The organism is Streptomyces aculeolatus, assembly GCF_020400605.1.
Lineage (GTDB): Bacteria > Actinomycetota > Actinomycetes > Streptomycetales > Streptomycetaceae > Streptomyces > Streptomyces aculeolatus.
In genome coordinates this window covers 230,552-247,634 of sequence record NZ_JAINRD010000001.1, presented here as the reverse complement: position 1 = coordinate 247,634, position 17,083 = coordinate 230,552, and the positions used below count along the sequence as shown (strand labels likewise).

Annotated in this window: 18 protein-coding genes and 1 pseudogene; 8 read left to right on the top strand and 11 right to left on the bottom strand. The window is 74.5% G+C overall.

Annotation, left to right across the window (positions count from 1 at the left end):
• Nucleotides 1-44 precede the first annotated feature (44 nt).
• Nucleotides 45-941, top strand: coding sequence for an alpha/beta fold hydrolase (locus LG396_RS00920; RefSeq protein WP_225793178.1), 897 nt, complete (start codon nt 45-47; stop codon nt 939-941).
• A gap of 135 nt (nt 942-1,076) precedes the next feature.
• On the opposite strand, the gene LG396_RS00915 is transcribed toward LG396_RS00920, so the two are convergent.
• Nucleotides 1,077-2,717 carry a VWA domain-containing protein gene (locus tag LG396_RS00915; protein ID WP_225793177.1) on the bottom strand — a complete coding sequence of 547 codons (1,641 nt, stop codon included), beginning with the start codon at nt 2,715-2,717 and terminating at the stop codon, nt 1,077-1,079.
• Nucleotides 2,718-3,006: 289 nt separating this feature from the next.
• Between LG396_RS00915 and LG396_RS00910 the strand changes: the two genes are divergently transcribed.
• Nucleotides 3,007-3,609 (top strand): Repetin, encoded by a 603-nt coding sequence (locus LG396_RS00910; RefSeq protein WP_225793176.1) that lies wholly within the window; start codon nt 3,007-3,009, stop codon nt 3,607-3,609.
• A gap of 66 nt (nt 3,610-3,675) precedes the next feature.
• Here LG396_RS00910 and LG396_RS00905 read toward each other — a convergent pair whose 3' ends face one another.
• Nucleotides 3,676-4,446, bottom strand: a complete 771-nt coding sequence (locus LG396_RS00905) for a GNAT family N-acetyltransferase (protein WP_225793612.1) — start codon at nt 4,444-4,446, stop codon at nt 3,676-3,678.
• Nucleotides 4,447-4,804: 358 nt separating this feature from the next.
• Here LG396_RS00905 and LG396_RS00900 point away from each other — a divergent pair, with 358 nt between their 5' ends.
• Complete coding sequence (locus LG396_RS00900; RefSeq protein WP_225793175.1) at nt 4,805-5,395, top strand: DUF4240 domain-containing protein; 591 nt, start codon at nt 4,805-4,807, stop codon at nt 5,393-5,395.
• Nucleotides 5,396-5,476: 81 nt separating this feature from the next.
• Here LG396_RS00900 and LG396_RS00895 read toward each other — a convergent pair whose 3' ends face one another.
• The 7 genes and pseudogenes from LG396_RS00895 to thiC all read right to left on the bottom strand — a co-directional run bounded on the left by LG396_RS00895 (nt 5,477) and on the right by thiC (nt 11,415).
• Entirely contained in the window at nt 5,477-5,686 is a 210-nt protein-coding gene (locus tag LG396_RS00895; protein ID WP_225793174.1) for a hypothetical protein, read from the bottom strand.
• Nucleotides 5,605-6,813 carry a serine/threonine-protein kinase gene (locus tag LG396_RS00890; RefSeq protein ID WP_225793173.1) on the bottom strand — a complete coding sequence of 403 codons (1,209 nt, stop codon included), beginning with the start codon at nt 6,811-6,813 and terminating at the stop codon, nt 5,605-5,607. The genes LG396_RS00895 and LG396_RS00890 overlap by 82 nt, the downstream gene beginning before the upstream one ends.
• On the bottom strand, nt 6,795-7,361 hold the full coding sequence (locus LG396_RS00885) for a hypothetical protein (RefSeq protein WP_225793172.1): 567 nt from the start codon (nt 7,359-7,361) through the stop codon (nt 6,795-6,797). Before LG396_RS00885 ends, LG396_RS00890 begins: the two co-directional genes overlap by 19 nt.
• Before the next feature lie 79 nt (nt 7,362-7,440).
• Complete coding sequence (locus LG396_RS00880; RefSeq protein WP_225793171.1) at nt 7,441-8,526, bottom strand: serine/threonine-protein kinase; 1,086 nt, start codon at nt 8,524-8,526, stop codon at nt 7,441-7,443.
• Between the two features lie 109 nt (nt 8,527-8,635).
• A complete protein-coding gene (locus LG396_RS00875; RefSeq protein WP_225793170.1) occupies nt 8,636-9,049 on the bottom strand; it encodes a VOC family protein in 414 nt (137 codons plus the stop codon).
• Nucleotides 9,046-9,456 (bottom strand): annotated as a pseudogene (locus tag LG396_RS00870) (dihydrofolate reductase family protein); the annotation flags it as partial. The pseudogene LG396_RS00870 and the gene LG396_RS00875, both read right to left, overlap by 4 nt.
• Before the next feature lie 150 nt (nt 9,457-9,606).
• Nucleotides 9,607-11,415: a phosphomethylpyrimidine synthase ThiC gene (thiC, locus tag LG396_RS00865; RefSeq protein ID WP_037747875.1), complete on the bottom strand. Its 1,809-nt coding sequence runs from the start codon at nt 11,413-11,415 to the stop codon at nt 9,607-9,609.
• Between the two features lie 197 nt (nt 11,416-11,612).
• Here thiC and LG396_RS00860 point away from each other — a divergent pair, with 197 nt between their 5' ends.
• On the top strand, nt 11,613-13,118 hold the full coding sequence (locus LG396_RS00860) for a YibE/F family protein (RefSeq protein ID WP_225793169.1): 1,506 nt from the start codon (nt 11,613-11,615) through the stop codon (nt 13,116-13,118).
• 27 nt (nt 13,119-13,145) lie between these two features.
• Here LG396_RS00860 and LG396_RS00855 read toward each other — a convergent pair whose 3' ends face one another.
• Together LG396_RS00855 and LG396_RS00850 are read right to left on the bottom strand one after the other, a co-directional pair.
• A complete protein-coding gene (locus LG396_RS00855; RefSeq protein WP_037748066.1) occupies nt 13,146-13,358 on the bottom strand; it encodes a DUF5326 family protein in 213 nt (70 codons plus the stop codon).
• Between the two features lie 137 nt (nt 13,359-13,495).
• The gene (locus tag LG396_RS00850; protein ID WP_018838751.1) at nt 13,496-13,813 is read right to left on the bottom strand and encodes a cupin domain-containing protein; all 318 of its coding nucleotides are present in this window, start codon (nt 13,811-13,813) and stop codon (nt 13,496-13,498) included.
• A gap of 57 nt (nt 13,814-13,870) precedes the next feature.
• On the opposite strand from LG396_RS00850, the gene LG396_RS00845 reads away from it, so the two are divergent.
• The 4 genes from LG396_RS00845 (at nt 13,871) to LG396_RS00830 (ending at nt 17,069) form a co-directional block, all read left to right on the top strand.
• Nucleotides 13,871-14,245 (top strand): phage holin family protein, encoded by a 375-nt coding sequence (locus LG396_RS00845; RefSeq protein WP_018838752.1) that lies wholly within the window; start codon nt 13,871-13,873, stop codon nt 14,243-14,245.
• 87 nt (nt 14,246-14,332) lie between these two features.
• Nucleotides 14,333-14,854, top strand: a complete 522-nt coding sequence (locus tag LG396_RS00840) for a low molecular weight protein-tyrosine-phosphatase (RefSeq protein ID WP_225793168.1) — start codon at nt 14,333-14,335, stop codon at nt 14,852-14,854.
• On the top strand, nt 14,851-15,882 hold the full coding sequence (locus LG396_RS00835; RefSeq protein WP_225793167.1) for a fructosamine kinase family protein: 1,032 nt from the start codon (nt 14,851-14,853) through the stop codon (nt 15,880-15,882). The genes LG396_RS00840 and LG396_RS00835 overlap by 4 nt, the downstream gene beginning before the upstream one ends.
• Complete coding sequence (locus tag LG396_RS00830; RefSeq protein ID WP_225793166.1) at nt 15,879-17,069, top strand: cystathionine gamma-lyase; 1,191 nt, start codon at nt 15,879-15,881, stop codon at nt 17,067-17,069. Before LG396_RS00835 ends, LG396_RS00830 begins: the two co-directional genes overlap by 4 nt.
• The last annotated feature ends 14 nt before the right edge of the window (nt 17,070-17,083 follow it).

Below are 17,083 nucleotides of genomic sequence, written 5' to 3'. Positions count from 1 at the left end.
GAAATGTAGTAACCTTCGGAAAAGCCAGGTGAGGGAGGCGAGTCATGAACGGCACGGCGGAAGTCCGGCCCGCGGCCGAGCGGTTGGTGCGGGTCGGGGATGTCGAAATCTGTACGCAGGCGTTCGGTGCGGCCGCGGATCCGCCGATCCTGCTGATCGGGGGCGCCGAGGCGTCGATGGACTGGTGGGAGGACGGCTTCTGCTCACGCCTGGCCGCGGCCGGGCGGTACGTCGTCCGCTTCGATACGCGCGATACGGGCCGGTCCACGACCTTCCCCGTGGGTGAGCCGTCCTACGGCGGCGAGGACCTGATAGACGACGTGGTCGGACTGCTCGACGCACTCGGCCTCGACTCCGCGCACCTCGTGGGCGTCTCGATGGGCGGCGGAATGGCGCAGCTCATCGCGTTGCGGCATCCGGGCCGGGTCGCCTCGCTCACCTTGATCTCCACGAGCCCGGCGACACCGGGCGGGCCCGACCGTCCCGGGTTGCCGCCGATGAGCGAGGAGCTGTCACGGAAGTTCGCGGAACCGCAGCCGGGGCCGGACTGGTCGGACCGGGAGTCGGTCATCTCCCATTTCCTCGCCGGTGAGCGCACCTTCGCCGGTGCCATCCCCGTGGACGAGCAGCGGGTACGCCGCGTCGCCGGCCGGGCTTTCGACCGCAGCCCCGTCCCCGCCGCGGCCGCCAACCACTGGGTCCTCGACGGCGGAAAGGAGCCGCCCGCGCAGTCGCTGGGCGACATCACCGCACCGACCCTCGTGTTCCACGGCACGCACGACCCGCTGTTTCCCTACGCCCACGGCGAGGCGCTGGCACGCGAGATCCCGGGGGCCGAGCTCGTACCCCTGACCGGCATGGGGCACCAGATGCCACCACCGGAGCTGTGGGACGCGGTCATATCCGCACTCGTCCCGCACACGGCCGCAGCCGCAGGCTGACCGGCCCGCGGCCGACGCCCAACGGGCGGTGGCGCGGTGGCCCGGCCCAGGCACGGGAGGACAGGCCGGCCGCCCGGAAGTGCCGGGACCGAGACCGCGCGCGGGCCGGGCGCGGGCAGGGCCCGGACGGGGAGGTCAGAGGATGCGCGCGGCGCGGGCGGCGGTGATCCAGCCGGGGAACTGTGAGAGGAGGCGGTCGTAGAGCTGGGGGTCGGGGAGGCCACTGATGTCGTCGACGGCGAAGAACCCGACGTTGTCGACGCGGCGGCCCACAAGGCTGTCGAACCGCTCCAGTACGCCGTAGTCGGAGGCACCGAGGCCCACGAACTGCCAGAAGATCGGCTCCTCGACCGCTTCCCGCAGCTCGCGCTCGATCTCCGCGTTGCGGTAGACGCCGCCGTCCGAGAAGAACAGCACGAGCGTGGGATCCGGTGCCGGGTTCTCGCGGACGTAGGCGCGGACTTCGGCGATGACCTTCTGCTCCTCGTTCTGGATACCGACCGTCCGCATGTCGATCTGGCCGTTCTCCAGGCCCTTGCGCTTCTTGCGGGGGCGGAAGAGGGCCAGCTGCCCGACCCGTACGTGCAGTCGCAGCCAGTCGGGGAGATCCCCCAGAAGCAGGTCCGGAAGCCGGGCCGGATGGGAGGCGAACGTCCACGCCTGCATGGCACCGTCGTCGTCCAGCTCCGCGGCGACCGCTGCCACCCGCTCGACGACGTCGGCGACGACGCCCTGGGCGTAGAGGCGGGTCATGGAACCGGAGGCGTCCAGGACGACGATGACGCGGGCGGAGACGCCGGCGGCCCCGTGCTTGCGCAGGCTGACGGCCACCTGCTCCTTGCGCAGCGACAGCCGCTTGCGCATGTCGACCGGCAGGTGCTCCTCGCCCTTGACCAGACGCGGCCCGCCGGACGCGGCGGGTGAGGCGGCGGCCGTCGGCGCGGGGTGGCCGCCGGGCGCGGGATACGGGCCCGGGGCAGGAGGTGCGGCGGCGGGGGGAGCCGGCGGGTAGGGAGCGGTCGGCGGCCCCTGCCCGGGAGCGGGCGCGGGCGGCACGGGCGCCTGAGGCATGGGGGCCTGCGGGGCGGGTGCCTGAGGCATCGGCGCCTGCGGGGCGGAGGCCTGCGGGGCGGAGGCCTGCGGCATCGGGGCCTGCGGGGCGGAGGGTGCCGGGGCGGCCGGGGGCGGGGTCGGCGGGGCGGGGGTGGGTGTGGGCGGGGTGGGGGAGGGAGGGGGCGGAGGGGTGTCGTCGACCGTGATGCCGAAGTCCGTGGCCAGGCCGGCGAGGCCGGAGGCGTAGCCCTGGCCCACCGCGCGGAACTTCCAGCGGCCGCCGCGCAGGTACAGTTCACCGCCGACGAAGGCCGTCTCCGTGGTCGCTTCCATGTCGAAGCGGGCCAGTTCGGCGCCCGTTGCGGCGTCCAGGAGCCGCATCGACAGCCCGGGTACCTGGCCGAAGGTGCCGTCGTCGGCCGAGGCGCACAGGACGACGCGTTCGATGTCCGGTCCCAGGGACGTCAGCAGGACCTCGACGGTGTCGGTGTACCGGCCGCCCGCCTGCTGTTTCCCGAGGTGGGTGACCGCCTGGGAGGTGTGCTGCGGCTGGTTGTAGAAGACGAAGTCGCCGTCGTCGCGGACCCGGCCGGCCGCGGTGAGCAGCAGCGCGGAGGCGTCGACGTCGGGTACGGCGGGGCCTGCGGACCAGGAGAGTTCGGCGCGTACCGCGGGGGCGTCGACGGGCAGGTTGGCGCCTTTGGCGAGCGGTCCGGTGGGCATGGAAGCGGCCCCTCTCCGTTGCGGTCGTGCGGCGGCTGCGGCGGCGGCTCCGGCGCATCCCGGTTCCGTGGGGAACTCCCGACGCCGTGGCGGGGTTCCGCGGCCGGCGGTGGGAAGCTTCCCTGGTCACGTACAGCGTGTCATGCCGGGGAGGTAGCCGGGCGGGGTGGTGCGGCAGACCGGGGAGGTACGCCGTTTGCCGCCGCGGTCTGACGCGGTGCGTGCCCGCGGCGGGCGAGGCTGCTGGCACCCGGACCGTCCGGGCAACAGCCCTTGAGGAGCACGCCTCTTGCGTTACGTACGCAGCAACCGCCTCCGCACCGTCGCCCTCGCCGCCGCACTGCTCGCCACGGCCACGTCCGGTACCGCCGCCGCGGCCGGCGACGGCGGCGCCGGCAGCGCCGAGAGCGGCAAGAGCGCCGAGAACCCCGCGAGTGCCGACCGCGGGCAGCGGCCCGCGGCCTCCCTGACGGGTACCGCGAAGCTGACCCGCTCGCTCGGCGACGACATCACCTTCTCCTTCGACGCCCGCCTCGCCGCGAAGCACAACGACGACCCCCTCCGGGCGACCGGCACCTTCCGCTTCAGCCACTACCTCAACGGCGAGGGCGCCTGGGCGGAGGCCGACGTCGACTGCCTCGTCACGGGCGGCAAGGTGGCCGTCGTCTCCGGCGTCATCACCGACACCGACCTGCCGGGCGCGAAGGGCCTGCGCGTCGGCGTCACCGTCCACGACCAGGGCCGCAACGACCGCCTCGGCTACAGCTGGGCGGCCACGGGCAGCCCGGTGGAGGACAAGGACCTGGCGCCGTGCGTGAGTTCGGCGCCGTTCGAGAAGGTCAAGCGCGGCACGGGCGACTTCCGGGTCCTCCCCTGGCAGCCGGAGCTCTGACCGGCCGCCGAAGCCGCGCCGGCGGGCGGCTCCCGCAAGGGGGGGAGCCGCCCGGCCGGGTCCGGGTCAGGCGGGCGGTGCCGCGGGCAGGGAGACGTACAGGCGGGTGCCGCCGGGGCGGTAGCCGACGCGGGCGTACGTGCCGCGTGAGCTCTCGCCGGAGTACTCCAGCCACACCGAGCCGGCCCCGCGGGCGAACATCGCCTCCGTCAGCGCCGCGGTCACCGCCGCGGCGACACCGCGGCGCCGGTGCGCGGGGCGGGTGCCGACGCCGGCGAGTTCCGCGGTGTCCTCGGCCGGCGGCGAGCACGTGGCGCCGCCGGCGCAGCCGCCGTCCCCGGCCCGTACGAACCGCACCTCCCCGCCGTCCTGCCCCAGCCGCCGCAGCCGCGCCGCGCCGTCGGCGGACGCGGCGAACACGCCACCGAACGCCTCGGCGAGCGCCGCGTCCAGCGCCTGGAACTCGGCGTCGGTGGCGGGCGTCTCCACCCGCGGCCCGTCACCGCCGGGCAGCGGGTCGGTGTACGTGTCGGGGGTGCAGACGAGGTATTCGTGGACGGCCTCCGTCCCGAATCCCGCTTCCCGCAGCGCCGCCGCGGCCGCGGGCGCGGCCTCGGGTGCGAACTCCAGCCGGGGCAGCAGCCCCCGCACCCGGAACGCGCCGACCAGCGCGGCGATGTCGGCGCGGGTCGGGGAGGTGCCGGGCAGCGGGGTCGCGTAGTTGAGGTACGGGCTGTCGGTGCCGGGGGAGAAGCCGGCGACGAAGCCGCCGGTCATGACGACGTCGGGGCGGCGCCGGAGGTTGGCGACGGCGAAGTTCTGGACCTGCTCGTCCAAGGGAGTAGCCACGGTGGTGTCGACCTCACGAAAGTCTCTGGTGTGTGAACGCAGGACAGAGCGCCCACGGCTGTGCGCGTGGGCATCGTGGGGCCGCCGTACGGGACGGTTCGTGTCCGGCGGTTCGAGCGTGCGGGTCCGCTACGGAAGCGGGCGCGCCGCTCGGCGCCGACGGCGGCCGCTGACGGGCGCCGGGATCAAAGGCTTCGTTCCTCACCGTGACTGCGCCGGCCGGGACGGCCGACGGGTTCGCCCGTGGGAGCACGGACGGGCGCCAATGTGCCATGCCCGCCGCGCCCGTGCAACGCGTTTGCTGGATGAGACCGGAATGTCAGTGGCCGGTGCCACAGTACGGGCCATGGACATCGATCGGTTCTGGCACCTCGTGGAATCGGCGCGCTCCTCCGCGGCTGCGGGCGGTGTGACGTTCGACGAGGCGCTCGTGCGGCTCCTCGCGGGTCTCCCCCCGCAGGAGATCCTCGAGTACGCGGAGCGGTTCGGCGAGGTGCACGGTGCGCTGTACCGCTGGGATGTGTGGGCTGCCGCGTATGTGATCGGCGGGGGCTGCTCGGACGACAGCTTCATGGACTTCCGCGCCGGGGTGATCGCCCTGGGCCGCGAGTGGTACGAGCGCGCGGCCGCCGCGCCGGACAGCCTCGCCGGGCATCCGGCCGTCGCCGAGGCGGCGCGGGCGGGCCACGACGACGTGCTGTTCCTCGAAGAGGTGAACTACGCGGCGGGCGCCGCCTTCGAGCGCCTGACGGGCAGCAAGGAGGCGTTCCACGAGGCGTGGGCCGCGTACCGGCCGGCGGACGGGCAGCGCGGCGCGGCGCACGACATGGGGGTGCACGACATGGGGGAGGACTTCGACTTCGACGACGACGGGGAGATGCACAGGCGCCTGCCGCGGCTGGCGGGGCTGTATCTCGGTGCGGCGGACCGGATATAGCGGGGCGCGCGGGTACGCCGCGGGCGTGCCCGGCGACGACGGGGAGCGAGTGCGGGTCGCGGGCCGGGGTCGGAAGAAGACTCAGAAGAAGACGACGGCGACCACGATCGCGATGAGCGTGGCGCCGACGGCGAGCAGGCCGAGGAGGAGGAAGCCGAGCCCCGCGCAGTTCCCGACCAGGCTGCCGGCGGCCCGCCAACCCCGGGGCGTCAGCCCGGCGTAGCGCCGCGCGGGCCCGCCGGTCGAGGGCTCCGGGGTGCGGGCACGGGCCCTGGCGGCACCGGGATCCACAGCCGTCGCCTCGGGTACGGACACCTCGGGCGCGGGCGCTTCAGGCGCGGACGCCTCGGGCGCAGGCGCCTCCGGTACGGGCGCCCGCCGTGGCTGCGCCCCCGCCCCGCCGCCCCTGCGGGGCCCGCCTGCCCGGCCGGCGCCGGCCCGCCCGGCGGCGCCGGTTCCGTGCCCCCGTACCGTTCCGCCAGTTCCCGCCCCTGCCGCTGGTACGCCAGGACGATCCCCGCCCACCGGTCCGGCATGCCCGGCCACGCCGACCCGGCGGCACCGCCTCCCCCGCCACCGTCCGAAGCGGCGGCGGCCGCGCCCGCCTCCTGTGCCAGCTCCCGCAGTTCGCCCGGCTGCGGCCGGGCCGTCGGGTCGAGCACCAGGCAGGCGCGTACGAGGCCGAGCAGCGGCTCCGGTACGGCGTCGAGTTCGACGGCGCCGCGCGCGACGAGTGCCAGCAGCCGGACGGGGTCGCCGGTGTCGGGGGCCGGCGGGCGGCCGGTGGCGAGGGTGCAGAGGGTGGCGCCGAGCGCGTAGACGTCGCAGGCGGGGGTCGCGGGTTCGCCGCGGGCCTGTTCGGGGGCGATGTAGGCGAGGGTGCCGAGGGTCAGCCGGGTCCGGGTGAGGTCGGTGGCGTGCGAGATGCCGAAGTCGATGACGCGGATGCCGTCGGCGGGCAGCAGCACGTTCTGCGGTTTCAGGTCGCGGTGGACGACGCCGGCGGCGTGCAGTGCCTCCAGGGCGGTCGCGCAGTCGGCGGCGAGTCCGGCGACGGTCGCGGGGTCGGCGGGGCCGCCGCGCGCGGTGAGTTCGGCGAGGGAGGGCGCCGACACGTAGTCCGTGGCGAGCCACGGCCGCGGCGCTTCGGGGTCTGCGGCGCGTACCCGCGCGGTGTGCGGCCCGGCGACCCGCCGGGCCACGCCGACCTCGCGGGCGAACCGCGCCCGGTCCGCGTCGCCGGCCTCCCCTTGCGCCAGGAGGGTTTTGACGGCGGCCAGTTCGCCCGTGCCGGTTTCGACGGCGAGGTAGACGCGGCCCATGCCGCCTGCCGAGAGGCGGGCGACGAGCCGGTACGGGCCGAGGTGGCGCGGGTCGGCGCGGTGCAGCGGGGCGGGGGTCACGCCGAGGTCAGGCACAGGGTCCGCCCCCGTTCGCTGAACAGGTACCGCACCTGTGTCTGCGCCGGGCACTCTTCTGCGCCCGTGACCTGGGCCAGTACCTGCAGCACCGCGCGGCCCTCCGGTGCGGTGTCGGAGCATCCGACGGTGGTGGCGAACACGGCGTCGTCCGTGATCGGCGTGACGTCGAGGAGTGAGCCCTGCTGCGGCGCGGTGCCGATGACGCATTCGCCCTCGGTGAACCGCCGTTCCAGGCAGATGCTGACGATGCCCGCGTCGCTCTGCCGGTTCCACGCCACCGCCGCGTCGGTGCCCATGCACCGCTCGACGTGGCCGCCGCTCTCCGTGGCGATCACCCGCCACGGTGCGTCGGGCGCGGCGCCGCAGGCGACGGCGTCGGGCGCGGTGCCGGTCCAGCCGCTCGCCGGGTCGAGGCCGGTGCGTACGCACTCGCCGGTCGCCACGTCGGCGAAGGCGCGGTCGGTCGCGTCGGGTTCGGCGGACTGCTGGGAGCGGAAGTAGGAGTAGGCGCCGCCGCCGAAGAGGACGAGGAGGATGAGGGCCATGAGGGTCCGTACGGAGCGTACGAAGACCCGCGCGCCCCGCCCGTGCCCCTCGCGCTCTTCACCCTCTTCACCTTCTTCGTCATTCCCGCCCTTTTCCGCTACGGGACCGGGGGCACCCGCGCTCCGCCGCGGCCCGGGAACCTCGGAAGCCGGTGCCGCCGGCCGGCCCGGGTCCGGTGCGGCGACGGCTGGCTCCCGCACCGTGTCCGGCGCCTCCCGTACCGTCTTCGGCGGCAGTTGGGTGGCAGCCGCCGTCGCACCCGCTGCCCCGCCCGCCGGCGCGGGCCAGGCCTGCCCGCGCCCCTCCGTGCTCCCGGAAGCGCCCCCGTCCTCCCGCAGCACCCGCGGGTCCGCCGCCAGTGCCCGCCCCTGCCGCGCGTACCCGTCGATCAGCCCGGCCCACGGCGCCGGCAGCCAGCCGCCCGCGTCCGGCACCGTCGGGAGCTCCGCCAGCTCGGTAGACGTCGGAGGCGGCGGTGGACGGTTCGCCGGCGGCCTGTTCGGGGGAGGTGAAGGCGACGGTGCCCAGGGTGAGCTGGGTGCGGGTCAGGTCGGCGGCGTGCGAGATGCCGAAGTCGATCAGGCGGGGTCCGGCGAGTTCGAGGAGCAGGTTCTGCGGCTTGACGTCGCGGTGGACGATGCCCTGGCGGTGCAGCTCCGCGAGCGACTCCAGCGCGCCGCGGGTGACCCAGCGGGCGGCGGTCCCGGCCAGCGGCCCGGCGCGGCGTACGAGTTCGGCCACCGAGGGGGCGGGCACGTACTCGGTCGCCATCCAGGGCCGCGGCGCGTCCGGGTCGGCGTCGAGGACACGCGCGGTGCGTACGCCCTCGGCGCGCCGGGCGACTTTCACCTCGCGCGCGAAGCGCCGCCGGTCGGTGGGGTCGACCTCGCCTTCGGCGAGGAGTGTCTTGACGGCGGCGAGGGAGCCGTCGCGTACGGAACGGGCGAGGAAGATACGTCCCATGCCGCCGGAGGCGAGCCGCCCGAGCAGCGTGTACGAGCCGAGTGCCGCGGGGTCGTCCTCTTCCAGCGGCCGGATGTCGGCACCACCGTGCTCACTGCCATCGTGCGCACCACCGCGGTACTCACCACCGCCGGCAGCAGCCCCGGTACCGCTGCCCCCGCCCGCAGCGGACGCGCCCGCTGCCTCCCCCTCCGCGGTCAACGGCCCCTCCCCCGGGTCGCGTTCGGTGGGGAAAGAGTGTAGACCCGGCCGCCGCGGCGGGGAGAGACCGCGAGCCCCTCACGCTGGGCGGCGGACCCGTCGGACCGGCTCAGGCGAAGTCCGCGGCGGTGAGGCCGTCGGGGTGCCCGGGCGGCCACTGCACCAACTCGATCCGGTAGCCGTCCGGGTCGGTGAGCCACGACGTCCTCGGCCCGTCCGGACCGCCCGGGTACTCGACGGGCCCCGGCTTCAGGCCGGCGCCGGCCAGCCGCTCCAGGGTGTCGGACAGCGCGTCCGTCTGGATCGCGAGGTGGTCGACGCCGCTGCCCACGTCGACGGGTCCGCCGGCGGGGCGGTGGACCAGTTCGAGGGAGGCCGCCGGTTCGCCGGGGAACCGGAGGATCACGAGGCGACTGCCGTCGCCGGGCTCGACGCGGCCCAGCACCTCGTAGCCGAGGGCGGTGTAGAAGCCGAGGGAGCGGTCCAGGTCGGTGACGCGGTAGGCGACGAACAGGGTCTTCACGCGGCCTCCTCGGGTCGGCGCACACGGTAGCGGAGGTGGGTGACGTCCCGGTCGTCGAGCCGCCGGACGAGGTCGAGTTCGATGTGCCGGTCACCGAGGTGGTCGAAGAGCCGCCGGCCGTCCCCGAGGAGGACCTGCACCAGGTGGATCTCCATCTCGTCGATGTGCCCGGCGCGCAGGAGCGCCTGGGCGGCGCCCGCCCCGTGGACCATGACCGGCCGGTCCCCGGCGGCGGCGCGGGCCCGGCGGGCGCACTCCTCGACGTCGGTGACGAAGCGCGCGTGGCCGGGTGGCACGTCCCCGTCGTCCGCCCGGTGGGTGAGGACGAAGATCGGTACGCCGTCGTGGTGGTCGCCCTGCCAGCGCCCGGCGAGTTCGAAGGTCCGGCGGCCGGAGATCACCGCGCCGGCCACCCCTGCGATCAGGCCGGCGACGGCGCCGAAGGCGGCGCCCAGGGACAGGGACAGGGACAGGGGTGCCGGGCGTCTCGTGATGGTTCGGGCGCACGGCCGGCCCGCGGCCCTCCTGGGGGCGCGGGCCGGTTGTGTGTCGTCGGGTCAGTCCGTCAGGGGGAGGTAGACGCGGTTGCCCGCGTCGGCGAACTCCCTGGACTTCTCCAGCATGCCGCGTTCGATCTCCTCGGCGCTCAGCTCCGCCGATTCGTCGGCGCCGAAGCGTTCCGTGATGCTTCTGCTGATCTTCATCGAGCAGAATTTCGGGCCGCACATCGAGCAGAAGTGTGCCGTCTTCGCCGGTTCCGCCGGCAGGGTCGCGTCGTGGTACGCGCGGGCCGTGTCCGGGTCGAGGGCCAGGTTGAACTGGTCCTCCCAGCGGAACTCGAAGCGGGCGTCCGACAGGGCGTCGTCCCAGTCCTGGGCGCCCGGGTGGCCCTTGGCGAGGTCCGCGGCGTGGGCGGCGATCTTGTACGTGATGACGCCGGTCTTGACGTCGTCGCGGTCGGGCAGGCCCAGGTGTTCCTTCGGGGTGACGTAGCAGAGCATCGCCGTGCCCCACCAGGCGATCATCGCCGCGCCGATGCCGGACGTGATGTGGTCGTAGGCGGGCGCGATGTCGGTGGCCAGGGGGCCGAGGGTGTAGAACGGGGCCTCTTCGCAGATCTCCTGCTGGAGGTCCACGTTCTCCTTGATCTTGTGCATGGGGACGTGTCCCGGGCCCTCGATCATGGTCTGTACGCCGTGGGACTTCGCGATGCGGTTCAGCTCGCCGAGCGTGCGCAGCTCCGCGAACTGCGCCTCGTCGTTGGCGTCGGCGATCGAGCCGGGGCGCAGGCCGTCGCCGAGGGAGAACGTCACGTCGTACGCGGCGAGGATCTCGCACAGCTCGTCGAAGTGGGTGTAGAGGAACGACTCGCGGTGGTGGGCCAGGCACCAGGCGGCCATGATGGAGCCGCCGCGGGAGACGATGCCCGTCTTGCGGCGGGCGGTGAGCGGGACGTAGCGCAGCAGGACGCCGGCGTGGACGGTCATGTAGTCGACGCCCTGCTCGCACTGTTCGAGCACGGTGTCCTTGTAGACGTCCCAGGTCAGTTCCTCGGCGCGGCCGTCGACCTTCTCCAGGGCCTGGTAGAGCGGCACGGTGCCGATGGGGACGGGGGAGTTGCGCAGGATCCACTCGCGGGTGGTGTGGATGTTGCGGCCGGTGGACAGGTCCATGACCGTGTCGGCGCCCCAGCGGGTGGCCCACGTCATCTTCTCCACCTCCTCCTCGATGGAGGAGGTGACGGCGGAGTTGCCGATGTTGGCGTTCACCTTCACCAGGAAGTTCTTCCCGATGATCATCGGTTCGGACTCGGGGTGGTTGACGTTCGCGGGGAGTACGGCGCGGCCGGCGGCGATCTCGTCGCGTACGAAGGCGGGCTCGACGCGCTCGCGCAGCGCGACGAACTCCATCTCCGCGGTGATCTCCCCGCGTCTGGCGTACGCGAGTTGCGTGACGGCCGCGCCGCGGGCGCGCCGCGGCTGGCGCGGGCGGCCGGGGAAGACGGCGTCGAGGTTGCGCAGGCCGCCGCGCGGGGCGGTGTGTTTGAGGCCGTCGTCCTCGGGGCGGGGCGGGCGGCCCGCGTACTCCTGGGTGTCGCCGCGGGCGATGATCCAGGTGTCGCGCAGCGGGGTGAGCCCGCGGCGTACGTCGGTGTCGGTGGTCGGGTCGGTGTACGGCCCGGACGTGTCGTACAGCGTCACGTCCCGGCCGTTCGTGAGGTGTACGCGCCGCACGGGGACCCTGATGTCGGGCCGTGCGGGGTGCTCGACGTGGTCCTTGTGCCAGCCGATCGCCGTGGATTCCGCGGACTCCGCCGGTGTCGCGGCGTCCCCGGTGGCGGGCGTACGTGCATCCGAAACGGTCATGGAGACCCACTCCCTACGCCGGCATTACCCGGTAACAGGTTCGGCGGTCGGCGCAGCCTCGGTCCTTTGCGGATCCGTCAGCGCCCTCTCAGCCCGGTGCTCCGAGCTCCCGCGGTGTGCAGTTCTCCGCCTACGCTAACCGCCCTGCGTCCCGGCGCGGAAGGGGGCCCCGGGGCGGCTCCTGCGATGATCTGGCCGTGACACATTCGCACGGCCACTCCCACGACCACGGCGGCGCTCCGGCTCCGCCCGCCTCGCACCGGCTGCGTACGGTGATCGCCGCGGTGCTCGTCCCGTTCGCGCTGGCGGTGCTCGCCGGGCTCATCGCGCTGTGGCCGGGTGACGAACCGGCGGGGGAGCGCAGCGGCATCGGCTTCGACCAGGAGCGGCAGCGGGCGAAGGTCACGAAGGTCGAGGAAGTGAAGTGCGCGGACGTGGGCGCGCAGATCCAGGAGCAGGGGCCGCCGGGCGGCGGCGGCGACGCGGACGAGCCGCGTCCCGACGAGGACGCGGTGTGCGAGCAGGCGACGATCGAGGTGACGTCGGGCAAGCACGCGGGGCGCACGTTCACGGAGGTCGTCGCGCCGGACGCGTCCCGGCGGTACGACGTGGGGCAGGAACTCGTCGTCTCCTACTCGCCGAAGGCGCCGCGCGAGCTGCAGTACGCCGTCTCCGACGTGGTGCGTACGGTGCCGATGGCGGCGCTGGCGCTGGTGTTCGCGGGGGCGGTGGTCGTGGTGGGGCGGCTGCGGGGGCTGGCGGCGCTCGCGGCGCTGGCGGTGAGCTTCGCGATCCTGATCCTGTTCATCCTGCCGGCGATCCTCGACGGGTCGAATCCGCTGGTGGTGGCGGTGGTCGGCGGCAGTGCCATCATGCTGATCGCGCTCTACCTGTGCCACGGCTTCAACGTGCGTACGTCGGTGGCGGCGCTCGGCACGCTGGCGTCGCTGCTGCTCATCGGGCTGCTGGGCTCGCTGTTCATCGGCTGGTCGGAACTGACCGGGAACACCGACGACTTCACGGGGCTGATCCACACCCAGTACCCGGACATCGACATGAGCGGGCTGCTGCTCGCGGGGGTGCTGATCGGCTCGCTCGGGGTGCTGGACGACGTGACGGTGACGCAGGCGTCCGCGGTGTGGGAGCTGCGGCAGGCGGATCCGTCGGCGCCGTGGCGGAAGCTGTACGCGTCCGCGATGCGGATCGGGCGCGATCACATCGCGTCGGTGGTGAACACCCTGGTCCTGGCGTATGCGGGGGCGGCGCTGCCGCTGCTGCTGCTCTTCACGATCGCCGACCAGGGCGTCGGCACGGTGGCGACGAGCGAGTTCGTCGCGGAGGAGATCGTACGGACCCTCGTGGGCAGCATCGGGCTGGTCGCCTCGGTGCCGCTGACGACGGGCCTCGCGGCGCTCGTCGTCTCGGCCGACCGTCACCGGGGACCGGGGACGAAGCCGGGGCCGGGGGCGGGTCCGGGGCCGCGGCCGGTGCCTGCGGAGCCGGGCCCGGGTCCGGGACCCGGGCCGGGACACGGATCCGGGTCGGGACAGGGGCCAGGGCAGGGGCCGTGGTCAGGGCCCGGGTCCGGTACGGGACAGGGGCCGGGCGGCTCCTGGGCGGGTACGGGCTCCGGCGCTGCCGCGGCTCCTCCCGAGGGCCCCTCCCGCCGCCGGGGCGGCGGCGGTCGGCGGCGCCGGAGGTAGCGCCGGAGGCGGGGCGGGGCGGGTCGGCTACCAGTCGCTCTTCGACGACGACGCGCTCATGAACTTCCGCACCAGGAAGATCGCACCCGCGATCAGCGCCGCGGCCAGCAGGACCTTGAACAGCAGGCCGATGATGATGCCGACCACCCACATGATCAGGCTGCCGAAGACCACCAGCACGATCGCCGGGATCAGCACCCACGTCACCCACCACGGCAGTCCCGCAGTGATCTCTTTCACGGACACGGTCATTCCTCCTCGGGTACGCCGGGGTTGTCCCGGTGCCTCCGATGCTAGGTCGCCGGGCGGGCGGACGGGAGTGCCCCCTGCCCCGGTCCACCCCGGAACGAACCCCGAGGCGACCCTGAGGGACTGATTCACGCCTCGGGTGGAGAGAAGACCACCAGAACCCGGAGATCCTCGGTGATGTGGTGGAAACGATGCGGCACGCCCGCCGGTACGTAGACGACGCAGCCCCTGCCGACCTGCAGGGTTTCGTCGCCGACGGTGACGGAGCCGCGACCGCTCATGATCACGTAGACCTCGTCCTGGCTGTGCGGCTGCTGCGGATCGGGCGATCCGGCGTCCAGCGCGTACAGGCCCACCGACATGTTCCGCTCCCGGAGGAACTGGAGGTACGCTCCGTCGTTCGCACGGCGCTCCGCCTCCAGGTCGTCCAGCCGGAATGCCTTCATCGTGCTCCGCCCTCCGCGTCCATGGTGCTCCCGACTACCTCTGGAACGATCACACCCATGAAGACTTTTCTGATCAAAACACTCGCCAACGCCGCCGCCCTCGCGGTCGCGGTCTGGCTGATCCCCGACATCGGGCTGACCGGTCACGACAACGCCGACAAGGCCGTCACACTGCTGCTGGTCGCGTTGATCTTCGGCGTCGTGAACTTCGTCGTCAAGCCCCTCGTGCAACTCCTGTCGCTGCCGCTACTGCTGCTGACCCTCGGGCTGTTCACGCTCGTGATCAACGCGCTGATGCTGATGCTCACCTCCTGGATCGCGGACAAATCGGACTTGAGCTTCCACGTGGACGGCTTCTGGACGGCGGTGCTCGGCGGACTGGTGATCAGCATCGTGTCGTGGGCGACGAGCATGGCGCTCGACCGGGACTGACCCCCCGCGGCCGGCGCGGAGCGGCGGACTCCGGAAAGTCGGGAACCGGCCACCGGCACCGGGCGCCCCCGCCCCGGCTGAGGCAGGATGGAGCGCATGCGAACGAGCGAACGCCCACTCCCCCCGCCTTTCCGCGTCTGCTTCGTCTGCACCGGCAACATCTGCCGCTCGCCGATGGCCGAGGCCGTCTTCCGCGCCCGTGTCGCGGAGGCGGGGCTCGACGGCGAGATCGAGGTGGACAGCGCCGGCACCGACGGCTGGCACGTCGGCGAGGCCGCCGACCCGCGCGCCGCCGCCGTGCTCACCGGGCACGGCTACGAGCTGGCGCACACCGCCCGGCAGTTCACGACCGACTGGTTCGCCGAACGCGATCTCGTCCTCGGGCTGGACGGCGGGCACGTCCGCCGGCTGCTCAAGATCGCGCCGACGCCCGCGGACGCCGAGAAGGTGCGGCTGCTGCTCTCCTTCGTGCCCGACGTCGACCTGACCGACGTCGAGGACCCGTACTACGGCGGCACCCGCGGCTTCGAAGAGGCTCTCGACCTGATCGAGACCGCCGCCGACGGCCTGCTGCAGGCCGTACGCGACGAGCTCACCGCCCGCCCGTGAACCCCCCGGCAGCCGGGCCGCCGCCCGGCGGCCCCGCCCGGCGGGCCGGCGCACCCCAGGGCGTCACGGACCGCGCCGCCGCGCTCGCCGGCACGCACGTACGCGCCGCGCGCCCCGTCGGCGGCGGGGACATCTCCGCCGCGCACCGCCTCGAACTCGCCGACGGCCGCCGCGTCTTCGCCAAGACCCGCCCCGGCGCCCCCGCCGCCTTCTTCGCCGCCGAGGCGCACGGCCTGCGCCTGCTCGCGGACACCGGCACAATCCCCGTCCCCGCCGTCCTCGGCGCGGAGCCCGGGATGATCCTGCTGGAGTGGATCGAGCCCGGCCCCGCGACCCCGGCGCAGGCCGAGCGGCTCGGCCGCGACCTCGCCGCCCTGCACGACACACCCGCCGCCGCCTACGGCACCCCCTGGCCCGCCTACATCGGCTCGCTCCCGCTGCCGTCCCCGGGAGCCCCCGATCCCCCCGGCACCCCCGATACCGCGGTCGCCCCGACCGGCCCCGGCACCCCGGATCCGGCCGCGGAACCACCCCCTGAGCACGCCGAACATGCGCCTGCCTCCCCCGATGACTGGCCCGCCTTCTACGCCGGGCTCCGGCTGCTTCCCTTTCTACGCCTCGCCACTGACAACGGCGCCCTCACACCCGCCGACACCCGCGCCGTCGAGCGCCTCTGCGCGGTGATCGACCAGGTCGCAGGCCCGCCGCAGCCGCCCGCCGTCATCCACGGCGACCTGTGGTCGGGCAACGTGCTGTGGTCCGCGGGCGAGCGCGCCCACCTCGTCGACCCCGCCGCGCAGGGCGGCCACCCCGAGGTGGACCTCGCGTTCCTGGAGCTGTTCGGCTGCCCGCAGCTCGGGCGGCTGCTCGGGGCGTACGAGGAGGTCCGCCCGCTGCCCGGGCGGCGCGGCCGGGTGCCGCTGTACCAACTCCACCATCTGCTCGTGCACGCCGCGCTGTTCGGCGCCGGCTACGGCGCGCAGTGCGGCGCCGCGGCGCGCGCGGCCCTGGAAGGAGCCGGCCGATGACCCCCGACACCACCCCGCCCGAGGACACCGGCGCAGAAGCCGCCGACGCCACCCGCGTCGTACGGGCCGGCCTCCCCGCCCCCGAGCCGTACGAACCCGCCCTCCCCGGCCCCGCCTTCGCCGCCCACTACCACCTCCCCGGTGACGTCACCGCCGCCCCCTACGACTACGGCCGCGACGCCAACCCCACCTGGACCCGCCTCGAAGCCGCCCTCGCCGAGCTGGAGTCGCCCGGCGTCCCCGCCGAGGCCGTGGCCTTCGCCTCCGGCATGGCGGCGATCACCGCCGTCCTCATGGCCGTCCCCGCCCCGCCGCCGGACGGCGCACCGCGCGGCCACGTCGTCCTGCCCGCCGACGGCTACAACCTCGTGCCCGGCGGCCTGCGCACCCTCCTCGAAGAGCACGGCAGCGAGGTACGCGCCGCCCCCACCGCCGGCGACGCGCAGGCCGCGCTCCTCGACGGCGCCCGCCTGCTGTGGCTGGAGACCCCCTCCAACCCGGGCCTCGACGTCTGCGACATCCGGCGCCTGGCGGCCGCCGCCCACGCCGCCGGTGCGCTCGTCGCCGTCGACAACACCCTGCCCACCCCCCTCGGCCAGCGCCCCCTGGAACTCGGCGCCGACCTCTCCGTCGCCAGCGGCACCAAGGCGCTGACCGGCCACGGCGATGTCCTCCTCGGCTACGCCGTCACCCGCGACCCCGCGCTCGCCCGCCGGCTGCGCACCTGGCGCAAGACCGCGGGCGCCATCCCCGGGCCGATGGAGGCGTGGCTGGCGCACCGTTCGCTGGCGACGCTGGAGTTGCGTACCGCGCGCCAGGCGGCGAACGCCCTCGCCGTGGCCGAAGCGCTGCGCGCGACGCCCGGGGTACGGGACGTGCGCCACCCCGGGCTGCCGTCCGACCCCGCACACGCGCTCGCCGCGCGCCAGATGCGCGGCGGGCGGTACGGGTGCGTGGTGGCGTTCACGCTGCCGGACCGGGCGGCCGCGGAGCGGTTCCTCGGCGCGGCGCGGCTGGTCGACGAGGCGACGAGCTTCGGCGGCGTGCGCACGACCGCGGAGCGGCGCGGACGGTGGGGCGGGGACGCGGTGCCGGAGGGCTTCGTCAGGTTCTCCGCGGGCGTCGAGGACACCGCGGACCTCGTCGCCGACCTGCGCGAAGCGCTGGCGTACGCCCTCGCCCGCTGAGGCCGTACCGCCCG